At 70.7% G+C, this 19926-nt stretch carries 18 protein-coding genes; 15 read left to right on the plus strand and 3 right to left on the minus strand.

Annotated features, from left to right (window positions below):
• Positions 1-30: 30 nt before the first annotated feature.
• The 14 genes from ABZ906_RS34585 (at position 31) to ABZ906_RS34650 (ending at position 16424) form a co-directional block, all read left to right on the plus strand.
• Entirely contained in the window at positions 31-1188 is a 1158-nt protein-coding gene (locus ABZ906_RS34585; protein ID WP_361389693.1) for a sensor histidine kinase, read from the plus strand.
• A 1-nt stretch (position 1189) separates the two neighbouring features.
• Entirely contained in the window at positions 1190-1873 is a 684-nt protein-coding gene (locus ABZ906_RS34590) for a response regulator transcription factor (RefSeq protein ID WP_361182200.1), read from the plus strand.
• Between the two features lie 417 nt (positions 1874-2290).
• Entirely contained in the window at positions 2291-3409 is a 1119-nt protein-coding gene (locus ABZ906_RS34595) for an XRE family transcriptional regulator (RefSeq protein ID WP_361389695.1), read from the plus strand.
• A gap of 400 nt (positions 3410-3809) precedes the next feature.
• A complete protein-coding gene (locus tag ABZ906_RS34600) occupies positions 3810-4799 on the plus strand; it encodes a malate dehydrogenase (protein WP_361182196.1) in 990 nt (329 codons plus the stop codon).
• A 238-nt stretch (positions 4800-5037) separates the two neighbouring features.
• Complete coding sequence (locus ABZ906_RS34605; protein ID WP_361389697.1) at positions 5038-6867, plus strand: hypothetical protein; 1830 nt, start codon at positions 5038-5040, stop codon at positions 6865-6867.
• On the plus strand, positions 6864-7244 hold the full coding sequence (locus ABZ906_RS34610) for a hypothetical protein (protein ID WP_361182193.1): 381 nt from the start codon (positions 6864-6866) through the stop codon (positions 7242-7244). The genes ABZ906_RS34605 and ABZ906_RS34610 overlap by 4 nt, the downstream gene beginning before the upstream one ends.
• Positions 7245-7254: 10 nt before the next feature.
• A complete protein-coding gene (locus ABZ906_RS34615; RefSeq protein ID WP_361389699.1) occupies positions 7255-8055 on the plus strand; it encodes a hypothetical protein in 801 nt (266 codons plus the stop codon).
• A gap of 81 nt (positions 8056-8136) precedes the next feature.
• Positions 8137-8382, plus strand: a complete 246-nt coding sequence (locus tag ABZ906_RS34620) for a helix-turn-helix transcriptional regulator (protein ID WP_361182189.1) — start codon at positions 8137-8139, stop codon at positions 8380-8382.
• The gene (locus ABZ906_RS34625) at positions 8382-8906 is read left to right on the plus strand and encodes a hypothetical protein (RefSeq protein ID WP_361389701.1); all 525 of its coding nucleotides are present in this window, start codon (positions 8382-8384) and stop codon (positions 8904-8906) included. The genes ABZ906_RS34620 and ABZ906_RS34625 overlap by 1 nt, the downstream gene beginning before the upstream one ends.
• Positions 8907-9084: 178 nt before the next feature.
• Positions 9085-10614 carry an aldehyde dehydrogenase family protein gene (locus ABZ906_RS34630; RefSeq protein ID WP_361389703.1) on the plus strand — a complete coding sequence of 510 codons (1530 nt, stop codon included), beginning with the start codon at positions 9085-9087 and terminating at the stop codon, positions 10612-10614.
• Positions 10615-10752: 138 nt separating this feature from the next.
• Positions 10753-12291, plus strand: a complete 1539-nt coding sequence (locus ABZ906_RS34635) for a GMC oxidoreductase (RefSeq protein ID WP_361389705.1) — start codon at positions 10753-10755, stop codon at positions 12289-12291.
• Positions 12288-13382, plus strand: a complete 1095-nt coding sequence (locus ABZ906_RS34640; protein ID WP_361182183.1) for a glycine betaine/L-proline ABC transporter ATP-binding protein — start codon at positions 12288-12290, stop codon at positions 13380-13382. The genes ABZ906_RS34635 and ABZ906_RS34640 overlap by 4 nt, the downstream gene beginning before the upstream one ends.
• The gene (locus tag ABZ906_RS34645; protein ID WP_361182181.1) at positions 13379-15397 is read left to right on the plus strand and encodes an ABC transporter permease subunit; all 2019 of its coding nucleotides are present in this window, start codon (positions 13379-13381) and stop codon (positions 15395-15397) included. Before ABZ906_RS34640 ends, ABZ906_RS34645 begins: the two co-directional genes overlap by 4 nt.
• A gap of 64 nt (positions 15398-15461) precedes the next feature.
• Entirely contained in the window at positions 15462-16424 is a 963-nt protein-coding gene (locus ABZ906_RS34650) for a glycine betaine ABC transporter substrate-binding protein (protein ID WP_361182179.1), read from the plus strand.
• Positions 16425-16559: 135 nt separating this feature from the next.
• On the opposite strand, the gene ABZ906_RS34655 is transcribed toward ABZ906_RS34650, so the two are convergent.
• The 3 genes from ABZ906_RS34655 to ABZ906_RS34665 are packed head-to-tail and all read right to left on the minus strand — an operon-like array spanning position 16560 to position 18297.
• A complete protein-coding gene (locus ABZ906_RS34655) occupies positions 16560-17285 on the minus strand; it encodes an isocitrate lyase/phosphoenolpyruvate mutase family protein (RefSeq protein ID WP_361389837.1) in 726 nt (241 codons plus the stop codon).
• Between the two features lie 14 nt (positions 17286-17299).
• Complete coding sequence (locus ABZ906_RS34660; protein ID WP_361389707.1) at positions 17300-17776, minus strand: carboxymuconolactone decarboxylase family protein; 477 nt, start codon at positions 17774-17776, stop codon at positions 17300-17302.
• A complete protein-coding gene (locus ABZ906_RS34665) occupies positions 17773-18297 on the minus strand; it encodes a carboxymuconolactone decarboxylase family protein (RefSeq protein ID WP_361389709.1) in 525 nt (174 codons plus the stop codon). The genes ABZ906_RS34660 and ABZ906_RS34665 overlap by 4 nt, the downstream gene beginning before the upstream one ends.
• Before the next feature lie 47 nt (positions 18298-18344).
• Between ABZ906_RS34665 and ABZ906_RS34670 the strand changes: the two genes are divergently transcribed.
• Positions 18345-19808, plus strand: a complete 1464-nt coding sequence (locus ABZ906_RS34670; RefSeq protein WP_361389711.1) for a PLP-dependent aminotransferase family protein — start codon at positions 18345-18347, stop codon at positions 19806-19808.
• Positions 19809-19926 lie beyond the last annotated feature (118 nt).

A 19926-nucleotide genomic window follows, 5' to 3' on the forward strand; every position in this document is an offset into this window, starting at 1 on the left:
CGCTGCCCGCACCGGGGCTACGCTGCGGCGATGCGGATCCGCCCCCTCGTCGCCGACACGTCGATCGCGGTCGCCCTGACCACGGTCGCCGTACTCCTCGGGCAGGAGTCGGCGCGGCAGGGGTGGCCCGAACTCGACGCGACGGGCTATGCGTTGGTGGCGCTGGCCAATGTGCCCGCCGTGTTCCGCTCCAGGGCGCCGCTCGCGGTCCTGCTCCTGGTGCACGCGGCGTGGGTCGTCTATGTGACCGCCGGCTACTGGCCCGTCGTGAACACCTTCGCGCCCATGCTCGCCGTCTACACGGTCACGGCCCTGCGGCCCGCCCGCGTCTCCGTCCCCTGCGGCGTCCTGATGAGCGCCGTCTGGATCTACGCGGGCGTGGTGAGCGAAGGGTCGTCGATGGCGTCCGTGATCGGGCAGGCCATCGGCTTTCCCCTGGTCATCTGGCGGTTCGGGTACGTCGCCCGCCGGTCGGCCGAGCTGGCCAGGCAGCTGAAGCGCGAGCAGGACGAGCGGGCGCGGCGCGAGGTGGCCGAGGAACGCGGGCGCATAGCGCGGGAGTTGCACGACGTCGTCGCCCACCATATGTCCGTGATCTCCGTGCAGGCGGGGCTCGCGAAGTTCGTCTTCACCTCCGACCCGGCCACCGCGCACGCCGCGCTCTCCACCATCTCCGGCACCAGCGGCGAGGCCCTTGAGGAGCTGCGCCGCATGCTGCGGGTGCTGCGCGCGCAGGAGGACGAGGGCGACGGCGCGCCGGACGCCCCGATGCCGGGGCTCGCGCGGCTCGGCGAGATGGTCGAGCGGGTGCGGTCCGGGGGAGTCGCCGTCGACCTGCGCGTCGAGGGGACGCCGAGGCAGCTCGCGCCCGGCGTCGAACTCTGCGCGTACCGCGTGGTCCAGGAGGCCCTGACCAACGTGCTGAAGCATGCGCGGGGCGCTGGTGCTGCGGTCGAACTGCGTTATGAACCACAGCACGTGACGGTCTCCGTCACCAACGACGGGAAGGGGGTGATTCCGGACAGAGTGCGTACAGGAAGCGGCCATGGGTTGATTGGGATGCGGGAGCGGGCCAAGCTCTACGGCGGGACGATCAGCATCGGCCCGCTGAGCGAGGGAGGGTTCGCCGTGCGCCTGACCCTGCCGACCTCCGCTCAGGCCGCATCGCAGGGGGACGACGCGACTTAAAATGACCAGGGTGCTCGTGGTCGACGACCAGTTCCTCATCAGGGCGGGCCTTGTGGGGCTCCTGCGGGCCGCGCCCGGCATCGAGGTCGTCGGTGAGGCGGGTGACGGAGCGGAAGCCGTCGAACTCGCCGCGACGACCCGGCCCGACGTGATCCTGATGGACATCCGCATGCCCGGCATGAGCGGCATCACGGCCACCGAGAAGATCCTCGCCGAGGCCACCGAACCACCGCCGCGCGTCCTGGTCCTCACGACGTTCGATCTCGACGAGTACGTGTACGGGGCGCTGCGGGCCGGAGCGTCGGGCTTCCTGCTCAAGGATTCGGGGCCCGAGCGTCTGCTCGCCGCGGTGGCCGCCGTCGGCGGCGGCGACGCGCTCTTCGCGCCCAGCGTCACCTGCCGCCTGGTCGAGGCCTTCGCCCGGCAGGCCGGTCCGGTGGCCGGCGGGTCCGCCGAACCGCCGCCCGATCTGCGGTCGCTGACCCTGCGCGAGGTGGAGGTCCTGAAGCTGATCGCCACCGGCCAGTCGAACGCGGACATCGCGGAGCGCCTCTACATCAGCGAGGCCACCGTCAAGACCCACCTGAACCGCACGATGACCAAGCTCGACCTGGACAGCAGGGCGCAGGCGGTGGTGGTGGCGTACGAGACGGGCCTCGTCACGCCGGGCGGCGGCGGTCGCTGAACGCGACCCGCGACCCGCGGCCCGGCGGAACGAAGACGGCGCCCGTCCTCTCCCCCGTGGGAGGACGGGCGCCGCCGGTTGGTGGGGAGGCCGTTCCAACGAGATCCAGCGTCACGCCCTTACGAATTCCATACAAGGGCTGCCTTGTTCCTGTGGCACGGAGGTGACCATTCCGCCATGCTGTCCCCGACCCCGGAACAGCGATGGGACACTGGACGCCGGACCGCTGGGAGTGCGACGGTGCACGCCAGTGGCCCGAACGCTCCCGTACGCCCCCGGTCCGGGAACTGACATCCTGACTTCTGGCATCCCTTTGGGTAGCCCATGACAGGGAGCAGCGGGGGCTGCCTCATGGGCAGAGCGGGGGGAACCACGCGCGGGGGCAAGTTGGCACGTACGGGGGGAATAGGGGGAGTAATGCCTCGTTGGAAGGCGCTACCGGATGAGCTCGACCCGCAGGTCAGGGAGTTCGCCAGTCAGCTGCGCAGGCTCGTCGACCGAAGTGGCCTGAGCATCGCAGCGGTGTCCGACCGCACCGGGTACAGCAAGACGTCGTGGGAGCGCTATCTGAACGGGCGCCTCCTCGCCCCGAAGGGTGCGATCGTCGCGCTTGCCGAGGTGACGGGCACCAACCCCGTGCACCTCATCACCATGTGGGAGCTCGCCGAGCGCGCGTGGAGCCGCTCGGAGATGCGGCACGACATGACCATGCAGGCGATCCGGATCTCCCAGGCGCGGGCCGCGCTCGGCGAGCTGGGACCGAACCCGACCCAGAGCAAGGGCAAGGGCAAGGAGAACGGCGGCACGGCACGCAACGGCGCGCCGAACGCGGGTGCCGGTGCCGGCGTCGGTTCCGCCGACCGCCCCGGCCGCGGCGGCGGCAGCGTCACCGGGGTCGCGGGACCCGCGGGCGGCGCACCCGCGGCCCCGCCGCAGACACCGTCGTACGGACCCCCCGGCGCGGGCGGCGGCGACCTCGGAGTCGTCACGCCGCCCCCCGGCGCGCGGGGACCGGGCCGCGGCGGGGATTCCCCCGACCGGCAGCGGCGGCGCAGGAAGCTGACGATGTTCCTCGCGGGCGTCGTCGGCGCGCTCGTCGTCATAGCCGCCGTCATCTTCCTGACGGACTTCGGCAAGGACGACAAGGGCGACGAGAGCGCCAAGCCGTCGGCGTCGCCGAGCACCAGCGACAAGGACCTGCCCGCGGGCGTCGAGTGCAGCGGCAAGAGCTGCACCGGCAAGGACCCGGAGACCATGGGCTGCGGCGGCGAGCTGGCCAGCACGACGACACGCGCGACGGTGGGCAAGGCCCTGGTCGAGGTCCGCTACAGCAAGACGTGCGGTGCGGCCTGGGCGCGCATCACGCAGGCGGCGCCGGGCGACAAGGTCACGATCACCGGCGAGGGCGCGGCCAAGCAGAACGGCACCGTGAACGCGGACTTCGACGCGTACACCCCGATGGTGCCCGTCAAGGACGGCACGTCGGCGGAGGCGTGCGCCACGCTCAAGGCGGGCCAGACGGGCTGCACGAAGTAGGCGTTGCCCTGGACGGGCGGTAAAGGGGTGGCCCCGCCGGGGGGAGGGGGCGGCCACCACAGGGGGGGGGAGCGTGGTGGCCGCCCTGGGGGTGTGACCACTCCCGTGGGGGTACTGCTCCGTGTGCCCGGAGTTACGGGAGCCATGCCTGTCTCATTCCAAGATTTTTTACGAGGGTCCGGCAGGGCCTGCGGAGCGCCGCCGGGCAGCCGGAACGGATCTCTGTGGGGTGGGCCACACCCTCCCGGGGTCCGGGGTCAGGCGGGGCGCGATAGCCTGACGGCGGATCTCTCTTGATGCCAAGAGATCGATCATCGAGAGGCGATCGACGAGGGCGTCGGCAGGGGATCCAGCACAAGGGGCAGGGACCCCCACCGCCAGCTTTCTTACGGAGATCGCCATGACCCGCACTCCCGTGAACGTCACCGTCACCGGCGCGGCCGGCCAGATCGGCTACGCGCTGCTCTTCCGCATCGCCTCCGGCCACCTGCTCGGCGCGGACGTGCCGGTCAATCTGCGACTGCTCGAGATCACGCCGGCCCTGAAGGCCGCCGAGGGCACCGCCATGGAGCTCGACGACTGCGCCTTCCCGCTGCTGAACTCCATCGAGATCAGCGACGACCCGAACGTCGCCTTCTCCGGCGCCAACGTCGCCCTCCTCGTCGGCGCCCGCCCCCGCACCAAGGGCATGGAGCGCGGCGACCTGCTCTCCGCCAACGGCGGCATCTTCAAGCCGCAGGGCAAGGCGATCAACGACAACGCCGCGGACGACATCAAGGTCCTCGTCGTGGGCAACCCGGCCAACACCAACGCGCTCATCGCGCAGGCCGCCGCCCCGGACGTACCGGCCGAGCGCTTCACCGCGATGACCCGCCTCGACCACAACCGCGCGCTGTCGCAGCTGTCGAAGAAGACCGGCGCCCCGGTCTCCGACATCAAGCGCCTGACCATCTGGGGCAACCACTCGGCCACCCAGTACCCCGACATCTTCCACGCGGAGATCGCCGGCAAGAACGCCGCGGACGTCGTGAGCGACCAGGCCTGGCTCGCCGACGACTTCATCCCGACCGTCGCCAAGCGCGGCGCCGCGATCATCGAGGCCCGCGGCGCGTCCTCGGCCGCCTCCGCCGCCAACGCCGCCATCGACCACGTCCACACGTGGGTGAACGGCACGGCCGCCGGTGACTGGACCTCCATGGGTATCCCGTCGGACGGTTCGTACGGCGTTCCGGAGGGCCTCATCTCCTCCTTCCCCGTCACCACCAAGGACGGCAAGTACGAGATCGTCCAGGGCCTGGACATCAACGAGTTCTCGCGCACGCGCATCGACGCGTCCGTCAAGGAGCTCACCGAGGAGCGCGAGGCGGTCCGCGGCCTCGGCCTCATCTAGTACGGCCTGGCGTACGGCTCCGCCCGTACGCGCGCATCTTCGCTTCGCCCCCGGCAGCCGCTCGACCGGCAGCCGGGGGCGACGTGCGTCCCGGCCCGTGACGCTCGGCGATGCCGGTGAGCCTCACTCGTCCGACGGCTGAGAATTCACTTGTTCGTGGGGCATAGTCACCTTTCTGTGGCCCCGGCGCGCACTCTCCGTTACTCTCCAATTCCTCTTTGTGCAGGAGGAGTTGGCCATGGCAGGAAGTACCGAGGCCACGCGACTGCTGTGCGCCGGCGTCCACCTGGACGCGGTGTTCCGCAGAAGAGTCGTCTCAGAGCTCGTCGGTCACGCGGAGCGTCCCGTGGCGCCGCCGCTCGGCGCCGACGTGCTTCCGGTGCTCGCGCACGCGCTGCGCGCCCGGCGCGAGGAACTGTTCACGGCGCTGCTCCTGGCAGCCGTGTGGATCGGGTTCCTCGTCACCGACGCGGTGATGACCTGGGACGCCCTCGAGGACTCCCTGGGCGGCGAGTCGGGCGTCTCCGGCGCGGACCTCGCGCTGCTCGCCTTCGACCCGGACGACCTCGTCGACTCCGGCCCCGACGGCACGTTCGGCTCCTTCGTGCCGGGCGGCTGGGCGATCGCGTACGCCGTGGTGGTCCTGCTGCTCTGGTTCGCGCGGGTCGTCTCGGGCCGGGGCACGGACGGCGGAATCCTGCGGCAGATGGAGCTGCCCGCACCCCTGGCCTGGCTGCGGCGCAGGATCGGCTGGCTGGTCACCGCGTTCGTGTGGTGGTGCGCCGCGTCGTACGGCTTCTCCGCGATCTCCGTGATCAAGGACACCCCGTACCCCGTGATCTTCCCGCTGCTGATGGCGGCCGTGGTGTGGCGCCACCAGTTCCTGCGCAAGCGCACCCTGCGCACGCAACTCGCCCGCCAGGCCTTCGCCGAGACGCAGCAGCCCGCCATCCCGCGGCGGTTCTCCCGCATCGTCGACTGCATCCACCGCGAGCAGAACGCGCCCGTCACCCTCTACGACGCGAACCGCCCCTTCGTGGGCGCGGGCAAGCCCCGCAAGCCGTGGTCGGTCGTGCTCGAACTCCAGCGCGCCGAGACGGAGAAGGACGGCGGAATCGGCGTGGTGCCCTCCCCGCGGGCGTACGAACCGCTCGCCGCGCGCGAGGTCATCAAGATGATCGAGCCGCGCCTGAAGGACCTGCGCCGGTCCGCCGCCGCCACCAGCGTGGACCGCCTGCGGGACCTGGAGATCGAGGAGTTCGTCTACCTCCCCGCGGGCGCGGGCCGCGACGAACAGCTCTACACCGGTCAGGGCTACGAGACCGCCGGGCTCTACGACGCCGGGCAGGTCGCCCGGCATCTCGAACGGGCGGCGGGCGAGGGCGGCGAGGCGCGGCGGCACTTCCTGCGGATCCGGGTCGGCGCGTGGAACGAACAGGTCGTCGTCTCGCTCCTGGTCAGGGTGCACACGCAAGGAGGCATGCTGGTCCTCGAAGTGGTGCCGCACGTGCTCGGGCCGATCGTGCCCGAGTTCCGCGCGGTCGACACGATCGTGGCCAGTGAGCCGGAGGGCCCGGTCCGCGACGCCCTGCGGGCCTGCGTCGACGGACCCGCGGTGGGTGTGGCGGTCGGCATCGCGGCCCTGCGCGCACTGCCCTCGCTCATCCCCTCGTTCCGGCTCTGGCTGGCCCAGCCCGAGGACACGACCGAGCCCGCCGCGGCCCCCGCGCGCACCCTGCGGTCCCTGTGCGCCCGGCTCGGGCTCGGCGGGCCCGCGCAGCCGCCGCCGGACGCCCCGCTGGTCAGCCTGCGGCAACTGGCGAGCACCGACGACCTCTCGCTCTTCCAGGAGATGGACGTCGCCCGCTACACCCGCACCCTCCAGGACCGCATCGGCGAGGGCGTCCGCGACGCGCTGCGGGCCGGCGGCTTCCGCACGGACCGGCTCGAACAGAACATCACGCAGATCAACAACAGCGGGGTCTACATCTCGGAGATGTCCGGCGGCGCGCTCGCCACCGGCTCCAGCGGCCAGGCCACGCACACCACCGAGAGGAGCACGGCATGAGCGGCGACGGGGACACGGGCGGGGGAGCGCACGTCCAGATCGGTTCGATCACCGGCGGCTCGCAGGCCTTCGGTTCGCACGGCAAGGCCGAGTCCACCAACCACACGGTGGTGGTGTCCGACCCGAAACAGCAACAGCTGCTCGGCAAGGTCAGGGTGTTGCGCGGCGAGCTGAGCCGGGCGCCCGAGCTCACGGCCGACGACCGGGCCCTCGACGCCGAACTGGACGAGGTGGAGCGGGAGATCACCCGCGCGGGCCACGGCGGCAGCGGACTGCTCGGCAGGCTCCGTACCCGCCTGGAGCAGTACGGCGCCGCCGCCGCGACGGCCGCGTCCGTCACGGCGGTCCTCCAGGCGATCGCCCAGATCACGGGCTGAGTGACGAGCGGTGCGCATCTTCGACGACGACCGCCAGGAGTGGGTCGGCCTTGAGCAGGAACAGCGGATCGCCGAGCTGCACGACCGGGACGCGGTGCGTCAGGGCAAGGCGCTGCGCGGCGCCGTGACCGTCCTCGCGGTGGGCGGCCTGGCCTTCGGCGCCTGGGCGCTCGGCTGGAAGGACGAACCCCGGCCCACGGGGTACCTCACGGTGGTCGAAGGGGCCCCGCGGAGCACGGACGCGGATGCGGACGAAGGCACGGACGGGGGAGACATGGATGCCGAGGGCGGGGACACCGCGGCGCCTTCCCCCGAGGGCGTGCCGCCCGCTCCGTACGAAGAGGTGTCCGACCAGGAGGGCTACCGGCTCGCGGTGCCGCGGGGCTGGATCCGTGACGCGGTCACGGGCCAGGACTCGACGGTCGTCAACTACCGCAGCCCGAAGGGGGACCGGCGGCTCCAGGTGTACCGGGTCGCGGAGTCGTCCCCGTATGCGTCGCTGCGGCTCTGGCTTGACGCGGAGGGCAAGCCCGGCGGCTTCGACCAACTGGGCCCGGTGGAGCGCACGGACGACGGGGGCCGCCCCGCGGCCCGGCTCGACTACACGGCCGACCGGTTCAAGGGCGAGCCGGACATCGGCACCTGGCACGTCGTCGACCACCGCTTCCAGGCGGTGGACGGCGAGCTGTACGCCCTCGCGGTGTACGGCTCCGACGCGGACGGCAGGGACGACGAGGAGGACTTCATGACCACCGCGCTTTCGTGGTTCTGCCCTCCGGACGAGATCTGCCCCGAGCCGGGCACGCACTGACCGGCTGGCCGCCTGACTGACCGGCTGGCTATAGACACCCTTACATTGCGCACCTGCTCACAGATGTAGTACTTCTTATACATGAGCGAGCAGGTGCACAACAGGTTGGCGATGGTGCGCGCGGAGCGGAAAGTGTCGCGCCAGAGCCTGGCCGAGGCGGTGGGGGTCCACTACCAGACCATCGGCTACATCGAGCGCGGGCAGTACAACCCCAGCCTCGACCTGGCACTGAAGATCGCGGGGTTCTTCGGGCTGCCGGTGGAGGCGCTGTTCTCCCTGCAGCCGTTCCGCCCGCTCACGGACGAGGTCTACGGGAGGAGTCAGTGATGACACAGGGAATGACCGGGTACGACCGGCGGATGCTGGCGCTCATGAACCGCCGCGAGGGAGCGCCCATGTACGCCACCGCCGCGCGCAGGCGCCTCGCGGTCGGCGCCCACATCGCGCTGACCGTGGCGAGCGTCGCGGCCTGGCTGCTCACGGTCGTCGGCGACCAGCGCTGGGCGATGTGGACGATGCTCGCGCTCCTGCTGCCGTGGTGCGTCGCCACCGGCGTCATCAACGCCGCCACCCGCGGCCTCCTCGAACTGCGCGAACGCGCCCTCGACGAGCGGCAGCGCGCGGAGCGGGTCCGTGTCGCGGCACGCGCCCGGCAGATCATGCTGTGGCTGCTCCTGGCCGCCGCGGCCGGTGCGGGCATCGCCGCGCAGCAGGGCTGGGGCACCGAGGGGCTGCTCTTCCCGGTGCTCTTCACCGCTTTCGTCGTGCACTGGCTGATGCCGCTGTGGGTGGCGGGACTCGCCGTCCAGGACGACCCCGCGGACCTCGATTTCGACGCCGCCGACGAGTAGGAGGCGAGCAGGAGACGAGTGAGAGACGAGCGGGACGCGCAAAACAGTCCTTCCGCGTACCTTTCGTACCAAGTTCCTGCACGCGCAGTGACACAGAGCACTTTCGGTTATGTAATGCGCATGGTTTCTCTGCCTCAGGGCAGGTGGACCCGGCTCCCGCGGGTGACAGGCGGGGCGTATGACAGGAACGGAAGGCAAACGGGACGTGTCCGCACAACAGACCATCCATGTGGGCGGAGAGTGGCGAAACGCGCTCTCCGGCGCCACGCGCGAGATCATCGACCCGGCTGATGCCAAGCCGTTCGCACTGATCGCCGAAGGCGGCACCGAGGACACCGACGCGGCCATCGCCGCCGCACGCGAGGCGTTCGACCACGGACCGTGGCCCGCCACGCCCGTCGCCGAACGGGCCGCGCTGCTGCGCCGCGTGGCCGACCTCCTCGTACGCGACCGCGAGAAGATCGGGCTCCTGGAGAGCCGCGACGCCGGCAAGACCGTCGAGGAGGGCCGCGTCGACGTCGACTGCGTCGCCGACGCCTTCCGGTACTTCGCCGACCTCGTGATCGGCGAGGGCGCGGGCCGTGTCGTCGACGCCGGCTGCGACGACATCCACAGCGTCGTCGTGCACGAGCCGATCGGCGTCTGCACGATGATCACGCCCTGGAACTACCCGCTCCTCCAGGCCAGCTGGAAGATCGCCCCCGCGCTCGCCGCGGGCAACACCTTCGTCATCAAGCCGAGTGAGGTCACTCCGCTGACGACGGTCGCGCTGATCGAACTGCTCGTCGAGGCGGGCCTCCCGGCCGGTGTCGCCAACATCGTGACCGGCCCCGGCCACACCGTCGGCGCCCGCCTCTCCGACCACCCCGACGTCGACCTGGTCTCCTTCACCGGCGGCCTCGTCTCCGGCACCAAGGTCGCGCAGGCCGCCGCGCTCGGCGTCAAGAAGGTCGCCCTCGAACTCGGCGGCAAGAACCCGAACGTCGTCTTCGCCGACGCCTGCGCCACCGAAGAGGGCTTCGACACCGCCGTCGACCAGGCGCTCAACGCCGCCTTCATCCACAGCGGGCAGGTCTGCTCCGCCGGTGGCCGCCTCATCATCGAGGAGTCGGTGCGCGAGCGCTTCGTCGCCGAACTCGCCCGCAGGGCCACGAAGATCAAGCTGGGCCGCGGCACCGAGGACGGCGTCGAGTGCGGCCCGCTCGTCTCGCAGCAGCAGCGCGAGAAGACCGAGTCGTACGTCGCCTCCGCACTGGAGGAGGGCGCGGTCCTGCGCTCCGGCGGCAAGCGCCCCGAGCCCAGCGAAGTCCGCCCCGCGACCGGCTACTTCTACGAGCCGACCGTCCTCGACCAGTGCCACCGCGAGATGCGCGTCGTGCGCGAAGAGGTCTTCGGCCCGGTCCTGACCGTCGAGACCTTCCGCACCGAGGACGAGGCCGTGGCCCTCGCCAACGACACCGAGTACGGTCTCGCGGGCGCCGTCTGGACCAACGACGCGGGCCTCGGCCGCCGCATGGCGCGGCGCCTGCGCCACGGCACGGTCTGGATCAACGACTTCCACCCCTATCTGCCGCAGGCGGAGTGGGGCGGCTTCGGCAAGAGCGGCGTCGGGCGCGAGCTCGGACCCGCCGGGCTCGCCGAATACCGCGAGTCCAAGCACATCTACCAGAACCTCGCACCGCAGCCGGTCCGCTGGTTCGCGGGCTGAGGCCCGACTCACCGAAGCGTGCGCGGGGGCGGCAATCCCGTCGCCCCCGCGCACGTGTATGTCCGTACGTCCGAGCACCCCCCGCTCTATACGCGCAAGCACCTTGCACCACACCTCGCAGGAAGAGGAGCAGCACGCATGGCTGAGACCACCGAGTACGACTACGTCATCGTCGGCGGCGGTACCGCAGGGTCGGTGATCGCGTCCCGGCTCACCGAGGACCCCGGCGTGACCGTCGCCGTCATCGAGGGCGGCCCCAGCGACATCGACCGCGAGGACGTCCTCACGCTGCGCCGCTGGCTCGGCCTCCTCGGCGGCGACCTCGACTACGGGTACACCACCACCGAGCAGCCGCGCGGCAACTCGCACATCCTGCACAGCCGCGCCAAGGTCCTCGGCGGCTGCTCGTCGCACAACACCCTGATCTCCTTCAAGCCGCTGCCCTCCGACTGGGACGAGTGGGAAGAGGCGGGCGCCACCGGCTGGAACGCCAAGGCGATGGACCCCTTCTTCGGCAAGCTGCGCAACAACATCGTGCGCGTCGCCAAGAAGGACCAGAACCAGATCGCCACGGACTGGGTCGAGGCCACGAAGACCGCGCTCGGCGTCCCCGAGGTCGTCGGCTTCAACGACAAGCCCTTCGACGAGGGCGTCGGCTTCTTCGACCTCTCCTACCACCCGGAGAACAACAAGCGTTCCTCCGCGTCCGTCGCCTACCTCCACCCCCACATGGAGGCCGGCGACCGCCCGAACCTCCGCCTCTTCCTGGAGACCTGGGCCACCAAGCTGGAGCTCGACGGCACCACCGCGCGCGGCGTCCACATCCGTACGAAGGACGGGGCGGAGCAGCTGCTCACCGCCCGCCGCGAAGTCCTCGTCTGCGCGGGCGCCGTCGACACCCCGCGGCTGCTCATGCACTCCGGCATCGGCCCCGCCAAGGACCTCGAAGCACTCGGCATCCCCGTCGTGCACGATCTGCCGGGCGTCGGCGAAAACCTCCTCGACCACCCCGAGTCGGTCATCGTCTGGGAGACCAACGGGCCGCTGCCCGACAACTCCGCGATGGACTCCGACGCGGGCCTCTTCGTGCAGCGGGACCCGGACCACAAGGGCCCTGACCTCATGTTCCACTTCTACCAAATCCCGTTCACGGACAACCCGGAGCGCCTGGGCTACGAACGCCCGGAGCACGGCGTGTCGATGACGCCGAACATCCCCAAGTCCCGTGCGCGCGGCCGTGTCTATCTGACGTCCGCCGACCCCGAAGTCAAGCCCGCTCTCGACTTCAAGTACTTCGAGGACGATGGTGACTACGACGGGCAGACGCTCGTCGACGGCATCAAACTGGCCCGCAAGGTCGCGCAGGCCGAGCCCTTCGCCAAGTGGCTCAAGCGCGAGGTCTTCCCCGGCCCCGACGTCACCGACGACGCCGAGATCAGCGAGCTGGTGCGCAAGGCCGCCCACACCGTCTACCACCCGGCAGGAACCTGCCGAATGGGTGCTTCCACTGATGAACTTGCCGTAGTCGACCCGGAGCTGAAAATTCGGGGCCTCCACGGAATCCGAATCGCGGACGCATCCGTCTTCCCGACGATGCCTGCCGTGAACCCGATGATCGGAGTACTCATGGTCGGGGAAAAGTGCGCTGAACTGCTGACCAGGAGTGATGTCCGATGACCACCACCACTGACAAGACGCCCGCGGCCGAGTCCGCGGCACCCGTCTTCGCCGTCCGCGACCTGTGGAAGGTCTTCGGACCCAAGGCCGACCGCGTCCCCGGCAACGACGAGTACGCGAGCCTCTCCGCCGCCGAACTGCGCGAGCGCACCGGCTGCACGGCGGCCGTGCGGGACGTCAGCTTCGACGTCAAACGCGGCGAGGTCTTCGTCGTCATGGGCCTCTCCGGATCGGGCAAGTCCACGCTGGTGCGGACCCTGACCCGGCTCATAGAACCGACCAGCGGCTCCATAACCATGGACGGCCAGGACGTCCTCGGCATGGACAAGAACCAGCTGCGTGACCTGCGCCGCCACAAGGCCGCGATGGTCTTCCAGAACTTCGGCCTCCTTCCGCACCGTTCGGTCCTGGACAACGTCGGATACGGCCTGGAGATCCAGGGCGTGGCCAAGGCGGAGCGCCGGGCCAAGGCCATGGAGGTCGTCGCCAAGGTCGGCCTCGAAGGCCTGGAAGAGCGCCGCCCCACCCAGCTCTCCGGCGGCCAGCAGCAGCGCGTCGGCTTGGCCCGCGCCCTCGCCGTCGACCCCGAAGTGCTGCTCTTCGACGAGCCGTTCAGCGCGCTCGACCCGCTGATCAGGCGGGACATGCAGGAAGAGGTCATCCGCCTGCACCGCGAAGAGGGCCGCACGATGGTCTTCATCACCCACGACCTCAGCGAGGCGCTGCGCCTGGGCGACCGCATCATGCTGATGCGGGACGGCGCCATCGTGCAGCTCGGCACCCCCGAGGAGATCGTCGCCAACCCCGCCGACGACTACGTCCGCGACTTCGTCCAGGACGTCTCGCGCGAGCAGGTCATCTCCGTACGCCGTGCCATGCGCCCCGCCATGGGCGACGAGGCCGAGTCCGGTGCCGCGATCGGCCCGGACACGCTGGTCGTCGACGCGATCGAGGCCGTCGCGCGCAGCGGCGAGCACTGCCGCGTCGTGGACAACGGCCGCACCCTCGGCGTCGTCGACCACGAGCAGCTCCTCGCCGTGGTCGCGGGTCTCGACGCGGATCCGCAGGACAAGGCGGTGGCAGCCGTATGAGTGCCGCACCGACCTCCGTCCTGGAGAAGAAGGACGGCGTGTCCCCGCCGGGCCCGCCCGCCGAGGCCCCCGGGCCGCTCTCCGCGTTCCTGCGCAACCCCAAGGCGATCCTGATCCTGGGCGCCCTGCTCGTCGCGGTCGTCTCGGCGTTCGTCACCGCCAACGGCGTCTGGCCCTCTGACCTGACCTTCGACGTGCGCTCGCCGCTCGACGACGTCAACAACTGGATGGCGCAGAACCGCGACACCCACCCGATCTTCCTGTACTTCCTGCTGCACATCAGCAACACCTCTGAGTCCGCCGTCGACGGTGTGCTCAGCGGGCTCGAAGGCCTCGGGTTCATCGGTGTGACCGTCGCCGCCGTGCTCATCTCCTGGTACGCGGGCGGCGCGAACCTGCGCAAGCGCTCGCTGACCCTCGCGGGCATCGCCTTCGGCACGTTCGCCGTGATCGGTGTGCTCGACGTGTGGGCGGAGGCGATGGAGACCCTCGCCCTGATGGTCGTCTGTGTGGCCGTCGCGGCGCTCGTCGGTGTCCTTCTCGGCCTCGCCGCCGGGCTCTCCGACCGTGCCGAGCGCATCCTGCGGCCGGTCTTCGACACCATGCAGGTGCTTCCGGCCTTCTCGTACCTGCTGCCCTTCGTCTTGATGTTCGACGTCGGCACCCCGGCCGTCTTCATGGCCACCGTCATCTACGCCGCCCCGCCGATGGCACGGCTCACCTCGCTCGGCCTGCGCGGCGCCGACGCGGCGGCCCTCGAAGCCTCCCAGTCGCTCGGCGCCAGCGCCTGGCAGCGGCTGTGGACGGCCAGGCTTCCGCTGGCCCGCAAGCCGATGCTGCTCGGCCTCAACCAGACGATCATGATGTGTCTTTCGATGGTCGTCCTCGCCACGGTGGTCGGGGCCGGCGGTCTCGGTGACCCGATCTTCACGGCGATCTCCACCCTCGACGTGGGCATGGCCGTACCGGCAGGCGTCGCGATCGTCCTGATCGCCGTCTGGCTCGACCGCACGACCGCGGGCTTCGGCGAACGCGTCGACGACTCCGCGCCCGCCCGCAGCGCCTTCGCCACGCGCATCCTGTGGGCCGTCATGGCCGCGGTGATCGCGGGCGCCGCCGTCCTCGGCCAGGCGCTCGGCCGCACGGAGTGGCCGGAGAACTGGGTCGTCTCCATCTCCCAGCCCATCAACGAGGTCGTCGGCTGGATCGAGCGCGAGCTCGGCTCCGGCATCCCGGTCATCGGCGGCACCCTCACCTGGGCGAACGGCTTCATCCGCTGGGGCATCAACCCGCTGTTCGACGCCCTGCTCGCCACCCCGTGGTGGGCGGTGCTCCTGGTCGCCGGTGTCCTCGCCTACCTCGCGGGCCGCTGGCGCGCGGCGGTCACCGTCGTGCTCGCGCTGGCCGCGATCGGCGCGATGGGGCTGTGGAGCCGCTCGATGGACACGCTCTCGCAGGTGATCGCCGCCCTGGTGGTCACGCTGATCCTGGGCTTCGCCATCGGCATCCTCGCGGCCCGCGTCTCCTGGGTCGAGCGGGGCATCCGCCCGGTGCTCGACACCATGCAGACCCTGCCCGCGTTCATCTACCTGATCCCGATGATCGCGCTCTTCGGCTCCAACCCCGCGGCCGCCGCGGTGGCCTCGATCATCTACGCGCTGCCCGCCGTCATCCGCATCACGGCCCAGGGCATCCGCCAGATCGACCCCTCGGCCCTGGAGGCGGCCCGCTCGCTCGGCGCCTCCACCGGCCAGCAGCTCTGGCAGGTCCAGCTGCCGCTGGCCCGCCCCGCGCTGCTCGTCGCCCTCAACCAGGGCGTCGTCCTGGTCCTCTCCATGGTCGTCATCGGCGGCATGATCGGCGGCGGCGCGCTCGGCGTGGACGTGGTCAGGGGCCTCACCAAGGGCGACCTCGGTCTCGGCCTGACGGCCGGTATCGCCATCGTCTGCCTGGGTCTGCTCCTCGACCGCATCTCCCAGCCCGGCGCCGACGTCAAGGAACGCGCACTGCGCTGACGTACGTCCGCCCCGCGGAACTTCGCTCTCCAGCTGCTCTCCTGCTACGTAAGGGAACAATCTCGTGAACCACAACAAGCGGATACGTACAGCCGTCGTCGCCGGTCTCGGCGCCGTGTCCATGGTGGCGCTCAGCGCCTGCGGTGCCGCCGACACGAAGTCCTCCGGCAGCGCCGACGAGGTCACCATCACGGTCCCCTCGTGGGTCGGCGCGCGCGCCAACGCCGAGGTCGCCAAGAAGCTCCTCGAGGACGAGGTCGGCGTCAAGAAGGTCGACCTCCAGCAGCTCGACGAGCCGATCGCCTGGGACGCGCTCAACAACGGCAAGGCCGACGCGATCCTGGAGGACTGGGACGGCCAGCCCAAGAAGCAGAAGCTCTACATCGACCAGAAGAAGACGGTCGTCAAGGGCGGCGACCTGGGCGTCACCGGGCACATCGGCTGGTACGTGCCGAAGTACTACGCGGACAAGCACCCGGAGATCCTGGACTACAAGAACCTCAACAAGTACGCCAAGGACTTCAAGAGCAACCGCAGCGGCGGCAAGGGCGAGTTCATCGGCGCCGCCCCCTCGTACACCACGTACGACGAGTTCCTGATCAAGAACCACAAGCTGAACTTCAAGATCAAGGACACCGGCAACGAGGCCGCGCAGATCAAGGAGATCCAGCGCAAGTACGCCGCCAAGGAGCCCTTCATCAGCTACTGGTGGGAGCCCCTGTGGGCGAACGCCGACATGGACCTGGTCGAGGTGAAGCTGCCCGAGTTCAAGGAGGGCTGCAACGAGCCCGAGACCAAGACCGAGTGCGGCTACGCCAACACCCCGCTCCAGAAGTACTTCAACGCCGACTTCGCCAAGGACGGCGGCGACGCCGCGAAGTTCCTGAAGAACTTCAAGTGGACGACCGAGGAGCAGAACGAGGTCGCCATGTCGATCGCCAAGGACAAGATGTCCGGCGAGGCCGCGGCCGAGAAGTGGATCAAGGAGAACAAGGCGACGTGGGAGAAGTGGATCCCGAAGAAGTGACGTCGTCGCCGGCTGCTCGTCGCCGGCCGCTGGTCGCGGTGAGCGGCTGAGCGGGTCGTAAGGTGCCGGTGGTCCCGGGCGCATCGCGCGGGACCACCGGCACCTTCGTATCTGCCTGCGTCTGCCTACGTCTGCTTACGTCTGCTTCAGGCTCCCGGCGATCTCCCGCAACGCCTCCGTCGCGCGGATCAGCAGGCCGGGCCCGAACGTGATCCGCGCGGCGCCCCGTTCGCCCAGCTCCCGCAGGGACGGGCCATCCGGCTTCGCGGCCACGTTGACGGGGCCCTCGATGCCCGCCCGCAGCCGCGGAAGCACCTCGGGCGGCGCGAGGATCGGATAGACGCAGTCCGCGCCCGCCTCGACGTAAAGGCGCGCCCGCTCGATCGCCTTCGCCGGATCGCCGTCGCCCCGCACGAACGTGTCCACGCGGGCATTGACGAACAGTCGGTCGCCCGCGACGGAACGCACCTCGGCGAGCCAGTCCGCCTGCTCGGCCGGGTCCTTCAGGGTGCCGTCCGAGGAGTCCTCCAGGTTGCAGCCGACCGCGCCCGTCTCCAGAAGCCGCTCCACCAGCTCTTTCGGCGCCAGGCCGTAGCCGTCCTCGATGTCGGCCGACACCGGCACGGCCCCGGCGACCGACCGTACGATCCGGGCCACCGCCGCGAACATCTCGTCCGGCGGTACATCACCGTCCGCGTACCCGAGCGACGCCGCGACCCCCGCGCTCGGCGTCGCGAGGGCCGGGAACCCGGCGTCCACGAAGGCCCGCGCGCTGGCCGCGTCCCACGGCCCGGGCAGGACCAGCGGATCACCGGGCGCACGCCCGTGATGCAGCGCACGGAAGTCGTCCACGAGGCTCACGGAGTTCACGGAGCTCACGGCACATACCCTCCCGGCTCGGTGCGGCGGCTGACCATCACCCGGTTCCAGCTGTTGATGACGGTGATCACCCCGATGAGATGGGCGAGTTCGGCCTCGCTGAAGTGCTTGGCCGCCGTCTCGTACACCTCGTCGGGAACGAACCCTCCCCCAGAGCCGAAAGCCTGGGAGGTGCCCCCAGTCAGGACGGTGACCGCCTCCGTCAGCGCGAGGGCGGCCCGCTCGCGCTCGCTGAAGAGCGGGCCCGCCTCCGCCCAGGCATTGAGCAGCGCGATCCGCTTCACCGACTCACCGTTCTTCACGGCGACGTCCACATGCATGTCCAGACAGAACGCACACGCGTTGATCTGCGAGGCCCTGATCATCACGAGCTCGGCGAGCACGGGATCGCCGAGCCCTCGCTTGGCGGCGGCGCCCACACCGGCAAGGGCTGTCCCGACCGCCTTGTCCAGGTGGGAGGTCCGGGCGCTCACTTGTGGTCTCCGGCCTTGTAGTGGCCGGGCACCTGGCGGGTCGAGACGCCGAAGCGGTTCCACGCGTTGATCACTGTGATCGCGGCGATCAGCTGCGTCAGCTCCTGCTCCTCGAAGAGGGCCGCGGCCTTCTCGTACACCTCGTCCGGCACGAAGCCGTCCGTCAGGACGGTGATCGCCTCCGTCAGCTCGATCGCGGCGACCTCCTTGGCCGTGTAGAAGTGCTGCGACTCCTCCCACGCGCTGAGCTGGATGATCCGCTCCACGCTCTCGCCCGCCGCGAGGGCGTCCTTGCTGTGCATGTCGACGCAGAGCGCGCAGTGGTTGATCTGCGAGGCCCGGATCTTGACCAGTTCGAGGATCACCGGGTCGACTCCCTTACGGGCCGCCGCGTCGAGCCTGACCATCGCCTTGAAGACCTCGGGCGCGAGCTGGTGCCAGTCCAGGCGCGGGGTGTGCTCCTGGAGGTACTCGGGTGCGGGGGGTGCGGCGGGTGCGGGGGTGTTCTCGTTCGTCGTCATGCCATCGACCGTACGACCGGAATAGCCCACAGGTATGGTCCATTCCCATGGAAGAATCGTGGGCCACTTCGGGTGCCGGACCGGGCCGTGACGCGGGCCTTGACCTGGGCGTCGACCTCCACCTGGAGACGGCCGGTGAGGCGACGCACTCAGGCGTACGCAAGGGGCTCACGGACGCCCTGCGCGAGGCGGTGCGCGGCGGCAGACTGCCCCCCGGCACCCGCCTCCCCTCGTCCCGCTCCCTCGCCGTCGACCTGGGCATCGCCCGCAACACCGTCGCCGACGCCTACGGGGACCTCGTCGCCGAGGGCTGGCTCACCGCACGACAGGGCTCCGGCACCCGCGTCGCCGAACGCGCCGTCTCGCGCCCCGCCGAACCCGCACCGCGCCGCAGGGCCGCGGGCGGCCCCACGTACGACCTGAAGCCCGGCACCCCCGATCTCGCGTCCTTCCCGCGCGCCGCCTGGCTCAAGGCCGCCCGCAAGGCCATGACCGCGGCCCCGAACGACGCGCTCGGCTACGGAGACCCGCGCGGCCGCATCGAACTGCGCACCGCCCTCGCCGACTACCTCGCACGCGCGCGGGGTGTGCACGCCGACCCGGACCGCATCGTCGTCTGCGCCGGGTTCGCGCAGGGCCTGGCGCTGCTCGCCGGTGTGCTGCGGGCGAGGGGGCTGCGCGAGATGGCCGTCGAGTCGTACGGCCTCGACGTGCACTGGAATCTGGTGCAGCGGGCGGGGCTGCGGACGAGGCCGCTGCCCTTCGATGAACTGGGCACGTCGACGGGGGAGTTGAGCACGGTCTCCGGCACGGCATCCGGTTCGCCGAAGGCGGTGCTCCTGACGCCCGCGCACCAGTTCCCGATGGGGGTCCCGCTGCACCCCGACCGGCGTGCGGCGGCCGTCGACTGGGCGCGGCGCGGGAACGGGCTGATCCTGGAGGACGACTACGACGGGGAGTTCCGCTACGACCGGCAGCCGGTGGGCGCGCTCCAGGGCCTTGACCCCGACCGCGTGGTCTACCTCGGCACGGCGAGCAAGTCCCTCGCGCCCGGCCTGCGGCTCGGCTGGATGGTCCTGCCCGCGCCGATCGCCGCCGAGGTCGTCGAGGCGAAGGGGGGCGCGGAGTGGGCCTGCGGGGCGCTGGACCAGCTGACGCTGGCTGAGTTCATCACGTCGGGGGCGTACGACCGGCATGTGCGGGGGGCGCGGCTGCGCTACCGCCGCCGACGGGACCAGCTGATCGAGGCGCTCGCCGCGAGGGCGCCGGAGGTGCGGGCCACCGGCATCGCGGCGGGACTGCACGCGGTACTCGAACTGCCGCCGGGCACCGAACGCACGGTGGTCCAGGCGGCAAGCTGGCAACGCCTCGGCGTTCAGGGCCTCGCAAGCTTCCGCCACCCCGCGGCGCCACGCCTCGCGGAGAGGGACGCCTTGGTGGTGGGCTACGGAACACCGCCGGACCATGCGTGGGCGGGGGCGCTGGAGGCGCTGTGCAGGGTTCTGCCGTGAGGCTTGGCGGGGGCTCTTGGTGGCCGTTGATCACCGGCTCCGCCGAGTTCGTCCTCAAACGCCGGACGGGCTGAAATCTCTCAGCCCGGCCGGCGTTTGAGGCCATCTTGTACGGGGT

The sequence above is a fragment of the Streptomyces sp. NPDC046925 genome (assembly GCF_040644915.1).
Lineage (GTDB): Bacteria > Actinomycetota > Actinomycetes > Streptomycetales > Streptomycetaceae > Streptomyces.

Bases quoted from the DNA above. Each gene is read 5' to 3' on its own strand.
- ABZ906_RS34585 (WP_361389693.1), top strand. From the start codon at position 31: ATGCGGATCCGCCCCCTCGTCGCCGACACGTCGATCGCGGTCGCCCTG.
- ABZ906_RS34610 (WP_361182193.1), top strand. From the start codon at position 6,864: ATGAGCGGCGACGGGGACACGGGCGGGGGAGCGCACGTCCAGATCGGT.
- ABZ906_RS34620 (WP_361182189.1), top strand. From the start codon at position 8,137: ATGAGCGAGCAGGTGCACAACAGGTTGGCGATGGTGCGCGCGGAGCGG.
- ABZ906_RS34635 (WP_361389705.1), top strand. From the start codon at position 10,753: ATGGCTGAGACCACCGAGTACGACTACGTCATCGTCGGCGGCGGTACC.
- ABZ906_RS34600 (WP_361182196.1), top strand. From the start codon at position 3,810: ATGACCCGCACTCCCGTGAACGTCACCGTCACCGGCGCGGCCGGCCAG.
- ABZ906_RS34665 (WP_361389709.1), bottom strand. From the start codon at position 18,297: ATGACGACGAACGAGAACACCCCCGCACCCGCCGCACCCCCCGCACCC.
- ABZ906_RS34645 (WP_361182181.1), top strand. From the start codon at position 13,379: ATGAGTGCCGCACCGACCTCCGTCCTGGAGAAGAAGGACGGCGTGTCC.
- ABZ906_RS34605 (WP_361389697.1), top strand. From the start codon at position 5,038: ATGGCAGGAAGTACCGAGGCCACGCGACTGCTGTGCGCCGGCGTCCAC.
- ABZ906_RS34625 (WP_361389701.1), top strand. From the start codon at position 8,382: ATGACACAGGGAATGACCGGGTACGACCGGCGGATGCTGGCGCTCATG.
- ABZ906_RS34630 (WP_361389703.1), top strand. From the start codon at position 9,085: ATGACAGGAACGGAAGGCAAACGGGACGTGTCCGCACAACAGACCATC.
- ABZ906_RS34590 (WP_361182200.1), top strand. From the start codon at position 1,190: ATGACCAGGGTGCTCGTGGTCGACGACCAGTTCCTCATCAGGGCGGGC.
- ABZ906_RS34640 (WP_361182183.1), top strand. From the start codon at position 12,288: ATGACCACCACCACTGACAAGACGCCCGCGGCCGAGTCCGCGGCACCC.
- ABZ906_RS34670 (WP_361389711.1), top strand. From the start codon at position 18,345: ATGGAAGAATCGTGGGCCACTTCGGGTGCCGGACCGGGCCGTGACGCG.
- ABZ906_RS34595 (WP_361389695.1), top strand. From the start codon at position 2,291: ATGCCTCGTTGGAAGGCGCTACCGGATGAGCTCGACCCGCAGGTCAGG.